This window comes from Streptomyces camponoticapitis (assembly GCF_014646115.1).
Classification (GTDB): domain Bacteria; phylum Actinomycetota; class Actinomycetes; order Streptomycetales; family Streptomycetaceae; genus Streptomyces; species Streptomyces camponoticapitis.
The window spans coordinates 174,847-182,643 of the sequence record NZ_BMMV01000019.1 but is presented as its reverse complement, the minus strand read 5'-3'; the positions used below and the strand labels follow the sequence as shown (position 1 = coordinate 182,643).

Below are 7,797 nucleotides of genomic sequence, written 5' to 3'. Positions count from 1 at the left end.
CACCACGGCGCTCAGTGCGGGACGGAGGCTGTAGTGGCGATCCCCGGCAACTTCCTGTCGCAGGTGACAGAGTCCGTCGACCCGAACACGAGTGGATGGACTCCGCTCCTGAACTGCACGCAGGTACGCGCGCCCCGTCCTCGGGCATGATGGAGACGTCCGGACATGCAGAAGCCCCGCCGCAATTCTCCTGCGGCGGGGCTTCCTGCTCTACTCCTTGACCCAGTCGACCAGTGCGGACCAGGCGGCCGGCTGTACGGGTATCCGCGCGCCTTGCGGACGCTTGGAGTCCCGGACCAGTACGGCACCCTCGGGGCGGGCCCACTCGACACACGAACCGGAGTCCGTGTAGGTGGACTTCACCCAGACCAGATGTTGCTCTCCTCGGTGCACAGCGTTCTCCTCGCCGTGTCGATCATCTCCAGTGACGCCGCCACCGGCAGCGCACTGGCTTGCAGATGATCGTATGCCGCAGCGTAGGCCGCGATGTCCGACGGCCGGTTTGTGATGACCGATCCCGTCAGCGTCTCGGAGAACACGGCCCGCTGCGAGCCGATCCGGTACGTGGTGAATCCTCCGGTGAGCCCGGGGTGCCCCGGTGTTGACGCGGGCAGGACCTGCACCGTGACGGACGGCCGCAGGGCCACGACGTTCAGCAGGTGCTCCAGCTGCTCGACGAGGACCGCGAAGCCGCCGATCGGGCACCTGATCGCCTGCTCGCTGACGATGAACCAGGCCCGCCGGTCGGACGCGAAGCCCAGGGCGTTGATGCGCTGCTGGCGTTTGTCCGCGCGGTCCGCGACGTCCTCTATGGGCAGGGCCGGCGCCGTGGTGCTGATGGCGGCTACGGCGTACTGGTAGCTCTGGAGCATGCCGGGCATGAGGAGCGGGCTCCATGCCTGGATCTGGTCGGCGGCCGTCTCCAGTCTGACGAGGCGTTCGATGTGGTCCGCCTGGGACTCGTCGGGCGATGCCCGCCAGAGCCCCGCCTTGGATGGGTCGCGGGCGCCGCGCAGGATCTCTGCGGCTTCCTTGCGGTTGGGCTTCACCGGTTCTCCTCCGGTTGTGCCTTCATGGGCGGGCAACGCTACTCCTTGTGTGGGGTGGGTCACAGTGGATGATCGAATTGGGCTGACACCTCGCGGGTGTCAGGACCGGTGTCAGCCCGCGCACGCACGCGCCTGACCTAAGAGAAACGGGGTGTCAGATCCCGGCTGACACCGGTTCTGACACCCCTCTGACACTTGATCAACCGTCAATCGGGCGAAGTGTGTGTCAGTGGGGCAAAGTGGGGTGCTATGAGGGGTGCTACCGGGGTGCTAACCGATCTTGTGTGACCACCTCGATAGCAGGTGACATAGCAGCGGCGACCTGCGCGGTAGCAGCCGCGACCACCCGTCTAGCACCCGTCTCACCCCCGTCTTGGGGGCGTCTTTGCCCCGTCTTGTACCCGTCTCGCGATCTTGGGTGGGACACCGACTAGACGGGCCTGAGACGGGGTCAAGACGGGGGTGAGACGGGCATGAGACGGCCCCCAAGACGGGGCAAATCGGGCGGACGGGCACCCGGACAGAGGGTGGACACTGTCCGGGTCGCGTCCGGGTGGGAAGATCGCTTGTCCGCCCCCCAGTCCGGGGCAAACCCTCCCATGTCCAACCGCTGTCCACCCGGCCGTCCGGGTGGCACAGACACTCGGCAGGACCCCGGCGGGGATCGCGGTCCACACCCAATCCCGCCGGGTGTTCGCCGACCCTCTGCCGGGGTCCTGCCGGGCTTGCGCCGGGTGCCCGCCGGGTCGTCAGGCCCTGCGACGCTCGGCGTCGATCGCGGCCAAGAGCTCCCGCTGCTCGACCAGGCCAGCACGGAACCGGTCGACCTCGGCAAGCAGCTTGTCGACGCCCGCCACGTTCAACTCGACGCGGTCCGCGACGGACTCGCTGACCGCCAGCCACACGCACGCGGCGGCCGGCTCCTTGGCCGTCGAGTGAAGCATCAGGTTCGCGGCCAGCGGCGGATGCACCAGGCGAGCGGGCTCCGCCCTATCCCGCGGCGGCTCGACCTCCAGCACCTCGCCCTTGTGGAAGCAGTCGTCAGCCGTGTCCTCCCAGTACGCGTGATCCGTCACGCACCAGTCGGGGCACTCGATGGTGGACTCCCCGCCGGCGAGCGTGGGTCCGGTGTACGTGCGCATCAGACGTTCTCCTTCGGCTTCACGAGCAGCGCGCGGGACAGGGGGTTGAACTCGACGACCCGGCCGGGGCACACCTGGTGCGCCTCGCCCTTGAACGAGACGGCGTCGCAGACGGCGCAGAACGAGCACGAGTCGCCCCAGTAGGCGTCGTCCGTCCAGGTGTGCGTGCTCCACGGGGTGCCGGGCGCGTAGCGGTCGACAGGCGGGGCCGGGATGGTGGTGAGCGCCGGCGTCACCCGCGCTTCGTGGTGGGTAAGAATGCTCATGGTTCTGCCTCTCCAGGTGTGGGCCGCAGGCGGGCTCCGGGGTGCGGTCCCGGGGCCCGCGCGGCGTTACCGGCGACCGCTTCCCGACCGTGCGGGAAGCGGGTTGTGCGGGGCCCTGGAACCCTTGGGGGTAAAGGGCTCGGAAGCCTTTACGCCCAAGGGGTTCGAGGGGGCGGAACACTTGGGTTGCGACCTGCCGTCCAGCACCCGCGAACGGGTCCCGACGACAGGGGGGTATTAGGACTGGGCGCTGCGGCGATGCGGCCCGTGAGGACCCTCCGAAGCGGGGGGCTTTTGGGATTCGACGTGCGGTTTCACGGCCCCCGCGAGCCCCCCCACGGACCCGTCTTAATTAGGATTTCGACCTGCGGTTTCGAGGCCCCCGGGCGAGGGGGCATTTGCGATGCACGCAGGCGACTTCCCGGCCTACGCGGCGACCTCGAACCGGCCCGGCTCGACGGCCGCCGCACGGAGCAGCAGCCACACGAACACGACCGGCAGAGCGTCGTCCTTACGGGCGTTGCACGGCTCGCAGGCGAGCACCAGATTGCAGAGCAGGTTCACCCTCCACAGCGCCCACGGGATGTAGTGGTCGAGCGTCGAGTCGGACAGGTCCGCGGCGAGCGGCACCCGGCAGTAGTGGCAGTGCAGCCCGTCCCGCTCGGCGACCAGGCCGCGCAGCTCCCGCCGACGCTTCGCGTTGCCCCGCCCCTGCCGGTTGCGGCGCTTGCTCGGGCTCACTGTGGTGTCCCGGCGGGAAGGTCGAACGGGTACGGCAGCGACGGACCACCGACCCACCGGAAGCTGTACTGGAGCCACGCCTCCCGGACCTTGTCCAGGCAGCGCCGGTACTCGCCGGCGTCCGTGCGGGAGCCGTCCAGCAGGCACACCCGCCATTCCGCGAGGGTCACGAGCAGCTGCTCGATGTAGTCGCTGGCGTCGTCCATCTCGCCGCGCTGCTCCTCCAACCTGAAGAGGACGTCCGAGGAGATGCCGCCGAACAGATCCGGGAAGTCGACGGAACGCCCGGCAATGAGGATCGGGTAGCGCGCGCTCATGACGCCTCCGATCCGAGACCAAGCAGGCGGTCGAGCATCGAGGAGAAGTGCCGGGCCCCGTACCGGTCGCCGGTCGCACGCGCCACGATCAGGAGATCGGCGACGCGGGAGACGGGCGGCAGGGGACGGGCCGGGCTGCTGAGCGCGGCCCGCTCCGTGGGGCGGGACACGATGGCGGTACTCATCGGCCGGCCCCCCGGATCTCTTCGAGCTGGCCGACCATCGCGAGGATGTGACCGGCGTGCTGCTGGAGAGCGGCGGCGACCGCGCGGGAGCCGGCGGGGCCGCACTCCAACTGGCCGTCGTCCGTCGTGATTTCCAGGTACACGTCGGCGCGGTCGCTGTACGGCCACTGCACCAGCCCGACCTCAACCATGCTCACCGGCCCGTGCTCGGGCACGTCCGCCAGGGCCCACACCGGCTCGCCGCGGTGGACGATGTCCGTCTTCGCGGGCGGGTCGACGTAGCCGTGCTGGAACACGCACCAGGGCGGGCAGGAGAGCCGCACGTCACCCGCGTCCAGGGTGGGGACGGTGACGCTGCCGTCCGGGTTGCGGCGCGGCGCGGGGGCCACCAGGGGCCTCTCGTCGCCACTCACGCGGTCCACGACCCGTCGGTGTTCGCCAGGCGCCTCAGCGTGCGGCCCGTACCCTCCGGGTCGTCCGACAGCTCGATGGCGCGGTCCATGTAGACGGACGCCATGTGGAACGCCAGGGTGGAGGCGGCCTTCTCGGGCGTCCAGCCGTTGAACTCGACGGAGGCGGGCTCCTCGGCCTTGTCGATGGCGAAGTGCAGACGCTCGACCGGCAGCTGCTCCTTGGAGATGCGGCGGGCCAGGCGCAGGATGTCCGCGGCGTAGACCACCATGTTCTCGGCGAACTCGGCGGCCGTCGCGGGGCTCATGTGGAGCTCCTCGACCTCGTCATCCACGACGATGTGCGCTTCCCGCCTCGCGGCCTCGGGGACGAACGGCTCCGAGTAGATGTTCGCCGAGTTGTAGAAGCGGGGCTCCTGCTCCATCGACGGGGCGTACAGGGTCGCGTCGTTCGCGCCCGAGTGGTGGTACACCTCGTCGAGCGCGCCTTCGTCCGAGCGCGCGTGGTCGAGGGAGCACCAGGCCGGGCACGGGATGTGGATGAGGTGCCCACCCACCAGGGCGGGACGAAGACGGTCCGGCTCGCCTGCCTCCTCGGAGAACGTCTGCTGACTCAGGTCCAGCCGGTACAGCACCCGGCGGATCAGCGGCTCACGCTCGGCCTGCGGCAGGGTGCGCTCGATCTGGATCTCGGCGTCACCGACGCGGCCGTCGACCCACGCCTTGAGCCCCTTGGACGCCAGCTCTCCCGGCTCAACCTCGACCAAGCGCACGCCCAGCAGGCGCATCAGCTCGGCGACGGGGGTGGAGGCGACGGTGCCGACCTTCATGGACTGCCACGAGTCCCAGATGGCCTCGGGGGTGGTGGACGGCTTGACCTGCTTCTGTACCGTGTTCTTCACGGTCAATCTCCTCTTGCGTAGGAGGTTCGGCCCAGGCCCTTCCCGGTGCGTCAACACCGGGTTGGGCCGTTCCCCGTTCTGGGGTGGCCGTGGCACCACCATAGGCGCGACTGTCGCTATCGTGCAACACCGTCGCGAAAGTTCCAGTACGGATTCTGTACGTATGGATCATCGATACGGGCCGATACCAATCGATGCCACCCAACACCAAAAATGCAGGTCAGGGCACACATGAGACCAACCCGCAGGTCATGAAATCGAGTTGAGAGACCTTGTAATGCGTAGGTCGTCGGTTCGAATCCGACAGGGGGCTCAACGAAGCCCAGGTCAGCTGCCATGACCTGGGCTTTTCGCTGTTCGTGGGTGTCAGTGGCGGTCCCCGAGACGCGGTTGGCCGCGCGGGCCAGGCGGGGGGTGGTGGGGGTGTGGGACGTGGACTCCTGGCGGTCCGCCGTGCGGTAGGCCGCGTAGAGGGCGTGGACTCCCAGCCAGCGCAGGGGTTCCGGTTCCCATTTGCGGACCTTGTGGTTGACCCACGGCAGGGTCGTGAGGTCCGTGGGGCCGCCCTGGCCGGAGTCCTGCTGGATCAGGTCGCGCAGGGTGCGGGCCGCGAGGTTGGCCGTGGCGACGCCCGAGCCGACGTAGCCGCCCGCCCAGCCGAGGCCCGTGGCGCGGTCGAGGGCGACCGTGGCGCACCAGTCGCGGGGGACGCCGAGGACGCCGGACCAGGCGTGGTCGACGCGGGCGCCCGCGGTGGTGGGGAAGAGGCGGACCAGGATGTCGCGCAGGGCCGTGATGGTGGCGGGCTGGGTGCGGCCGTCGTTGTCGGTGCGGGAGCCGTAGCGGTAGGGGACGCCCCGGCCGCCGATGGCGATGCGGTCGTCGGCGGTGCGCTGGGCGTACATGTAGGCGTGGGCCATGTCGCCGAGGGTCTCGCGGCCTTCCCAGCCGATCGTGTCCCAGATCTCGGGGGACAGCGGTTCGGTGGCGATCATCGAGGAGTTCATGGGGAGCCAGGAGCGGCGATGGCCCTTGAGGTTGGCGGTGAAGCCCTCGGTGCAGCGCAGGATGTAGGGCGCGCGGACCGTGCCGTACGGGGTGATGGCGTGTTTGGGCTTGATCTCGGTGACGGGCGTCGACTCGTGGATGGTGACGCCGAGCGCTTCGACGGCCCTGGCGAGGCCCTTGAGGAGTTTGACCGGGTGGAGCCGGGCGCCGTGCGGGGTCCAGGTGGAGCCGACGGCTCCGGTGACCCGTACGCGCTCCGCGGTCTCGCGCGCCCCGCGCAGGACGCGGTCGGTCTCGCCGAAGTCGGTCTCGGTGGTGTGGAAGTCCCTGAGCCTCGCGAGCTGGGCCGGGGTGTACGCGACTTCGAGGACGCCGCCCTGGTGGATGTCGGCGTCGATGGTCTCTTCGGCGGCGACGCGTACGACCTCGTCCACGGTGGCGTTCATGGCCTGCTGGAGGCGGACGGCCGCGTCGTGGCCGTGGGTGCGGGCGTAGGAGTCGCGGCCCGCGACGCCGTTGTAGAGCCAGCCTCCGTTGCGGCCGGAGGCGCCGTATCCGCAGAACTTGCCTTCCAGGACGGTGATGTTGAGGAAGGGCACGGCCTTCTTCAGGTAGTAGGCCGTCCACAGGCCGGTGAAGCCGCCGCCGACGACGCACACGTCCGCGGTGGCGTCCCCCGTGAGGGGTTCGCGGGGCGCCGGTATGCCGTCCTGGGCGTACCAGAAGGAGATGCCGCCGTTGATGGTGCTGCTCATGGGGGTGTTCGTACACCTCGTTCCGCGCCGGTGTCCAGGGCGGGTGGCCGGGGGAGCGGCGCGGAAACGCGGTCGAGGTTTCGGGGGTGCGCTCGTAGGCTCGGTGCGGTGGAGATCCCGGCGGAATTGGTGCGGACGCAGTCGAGGCTTCTCGGTGCGCGGGGGCGTGCGTTCATCGCCGCGCTCCCGGCGCGTGCGGAGGACTTCCTTGGAAGGTGGGAGCTTCGGCGTACGGGCTCGGCGATGCACGGCATGTGCGCGCTCGTGCTGCCGGTGGAGCGGGCGGACGGTACGCCGGCGGTGCTGAAGCTCCAGAGCCTCGACGAGGAGACGGCCGGTGAGCCGATCGCGCTGCGGGCGTGGGACGGCGACGGCGCGGTGCGGCTGCTGGAGTACGACGAGGAGTCGGGCACGCTGCTGCTGGAGCGGCTGGACGCGGCACGGGACTTGAGCGCCGTCGACGTACGGGACGGGGTCCGGGTCGTCGCGGAACTGCTGGCCCGGTTGACCGCGCGGCCCGCGCCGTCCGGGCTGCGCGGACTGGGGGAGATCGCGGGGGCGATGCTCGACGAGGCGCCCGAGACGGTGCGCCTGCTCGCCGACGGAGGGGAGCGGCGGCTGCTCCAGGACTGTGCGGCGGCCGTACGTGAGGTGGTCGGCGAGCCGGGGGACCGGCTGCTGCACTGGGATCTGCACTTCGAGAACGTGCTGGCGCCGCTGCCGGAGCCCGGGGGCGAGGTCCGGGAGCCGTGGCTGGCGATCGACCCGAAGCCGCTGGGCGGCGACCCGGGGTTCGAGCTGCTGCCCGCGATCGCCAACCGGTTCGACGAGGGCGACATTCTTTGGAGGTTCGACCTGATGACGGAGGTCATGGGGCTGGACCGGGAGCGCGCACGGGCGTGGTCGCTGGGCCGGGTCCTCCAGAACTGTCTGTGGGACATCCGCGGGGGCGGGCGGACGTTGGGACCGATGTGGGCGGTCATGGGGCGGACGCTGCTGGCGCGGTAGCCCCCGAGAGGGCA

General features: G+C 70.1%; 10 protein-coding genes and 1 pseudogene. 1 reads left to right on the top strand and 10 read right to left on the bottom strand.

What is annotated here, in order from left to right:
- Positions 1-210: 210 nt before the first annotated feature.
- From IEY79_RS26340 to IEY79_RS26300, 10 genes and pseudogenes are all read right to left on the bottom strand, one after another.
- Entirely contained in the window at positions 211-363 is a 153-nt protein-coding gene (locus tag IEY79_RS26340; protein ID WP_308426694.1) for a DUF397 domain-containing protein, read from the bottom strand.
- A complete protein-coding gene (locus IEY79_RS26335) occupies positions 360-1,049 on the bottom strand; it encodes a DUF5753 domain-containing protein (RefSeq protein ID WP_229701130.1) in 690 nt (229 codons plus the stop codon). Before IEY79_RS26335 ends, IEY79_RS26340 begins: the two co-directional genes overlap by 4 nt.
- 749 nt (positions 1,050-1,798) lie before the next feature.
- Positions 1,799-2,191 (bottom strand): DUF6907 domain-containing protein, encoded by a 393-nt coding sequence (locus IEY79_RS26330; RefSeq protein WP_189110084.1) that lies wholly within the window; start codon positions 2,189-2,191, stop codon positions 1,799-1,801.
- Entirely contained in the window at positions 2,191-2,457 is a 267-nt protein-coding gene (locus IEY79_RS26325) for a hypothetical protein (RefSeq protein ID WP_189110083.1), read from the bottom strand. Before IEY79_RS26325 ends, IEY79_RS26330 begins: the two co-directional genes overlap by 1 nt.
- A gap of 426 nt (positions 2,458-2,883) precedes the next feature.
- A complete protein-coding gene (locus tag IEY79_RS26320) occupies positions 2,884-3,198 on the bottom strand; it encodes an HNH endonuclease (protein ID WP_229701129.1) in 315 nt (104 codons plus the stop codon).
- A complete protein-coding gene (locus IEY79_RS37520) occupies positions 3,195-3,515 on the bottom strand; it encodes a hypothetical protein (RefSeq protein ID WP_229701128.1) in 321 nt (106 codons plus the stop codon). Before IEY79_RS37520 ends, IEY79_RS26320 begins: the two co-directional genes overlap by 4 nt.
- Positions 3,512-3,700 (bottom strand): hypothetical protein, encoded by a 189-nt coding sequence (locus IEY79_RS26315; RefSeq protein ID WP_189110081.1) that lies wholly within the window; start codon positions 3,698-3,700, stop codon positions 3,512-3,514. Before IEY79_RS26315 ends, IEY79_RS37520 begins: the two co-directional genes overlap by 4 nt.
- A complete protein-coding gene (locus IEY79_RS26310) occupies positions 3,697-4,122 on the bottom strand; it encodes a DUF6907 domain-containing protein (RefSeq protein WP_229701127.1) in 426 nt (141 codons plus the stop codon). Before IEY79_RS26310 ends, IEY79_RS26315 begins: the two co-directional genes overlap by 4 nt.
- Positions 4,110-5,012, bottom strand: coding sequence for a DUF6907 domain-containing protein (locus tag IEY79_RS26305; protein ID WP_189110080.1), 903 nt, complete (start codon positions 5,010-5,012; stop codon positions 4,110-4,112). Before IEY79_RS26305 ends, IEY79_RS26310 begins: the two co-directional genes overlap by 13 nt.
- Before the next feature lie 377 nt (positions 5,013-5,389).
- A pseudogene (locus IEY79_RS26300) lies at positions 5,390-6,775 on the bottom strand (NAD(P)/FAD-dependent oxidoreductase); the annotation flags it as partial.
- Positions 6,776-6,883: 108 nt separating this feature from the next.
- Here IEY79_RS26300 and IEY79_RS26295 point away from each other — a divergent pair.
- The gene (locus IEY79_RS26295) at positions 6,884-7,783 is read left to right on the top strand and encodes an aminoglycoside phosphotransferase family protein (protein ID WP_189110079.1); all 900 of its coding nucleotides are present in this window, start codon (positions 6,884-6,886) and stop codon (positions 7,781-7,783) included.
- Positions 7,784-7,797 lie beyond the last annotated feature (14 nt).

Excerpts from the sequence above, each read along its gene's own strand:
- IEY79_RS26330 (WP_189110084.1), bottom strand. The coding sequence starts at position 2,191 with ATGCGCACGTACACCGGACCCACGCTCGCCGGCGGGGAGTCCACCATC.
- IEY79_RS26315 (WP_189110081.1), bottom strand. The coding sequence starts at position 3,700 with ATGAGTACCGCCATCGTGTCCCGCCCCACGGAGCGGGCCGCGCTCAGC.
- IEY79_RS37520 (WP_229701128.1), bottom strand. The coding sequence starts at position 3,515 with ATGAGCGCGCGCTACCCGATCCTCATTGCCGGGCGTTCCGTCGACTTC.
- IEY79_RS26325 (WP_189110083.1), bottom strand. The coding sequence starts at position 2,457 with ATGAGCATTCTTACCCACCACGAAGCGCGGGTGACGCCGGCGCTCACC.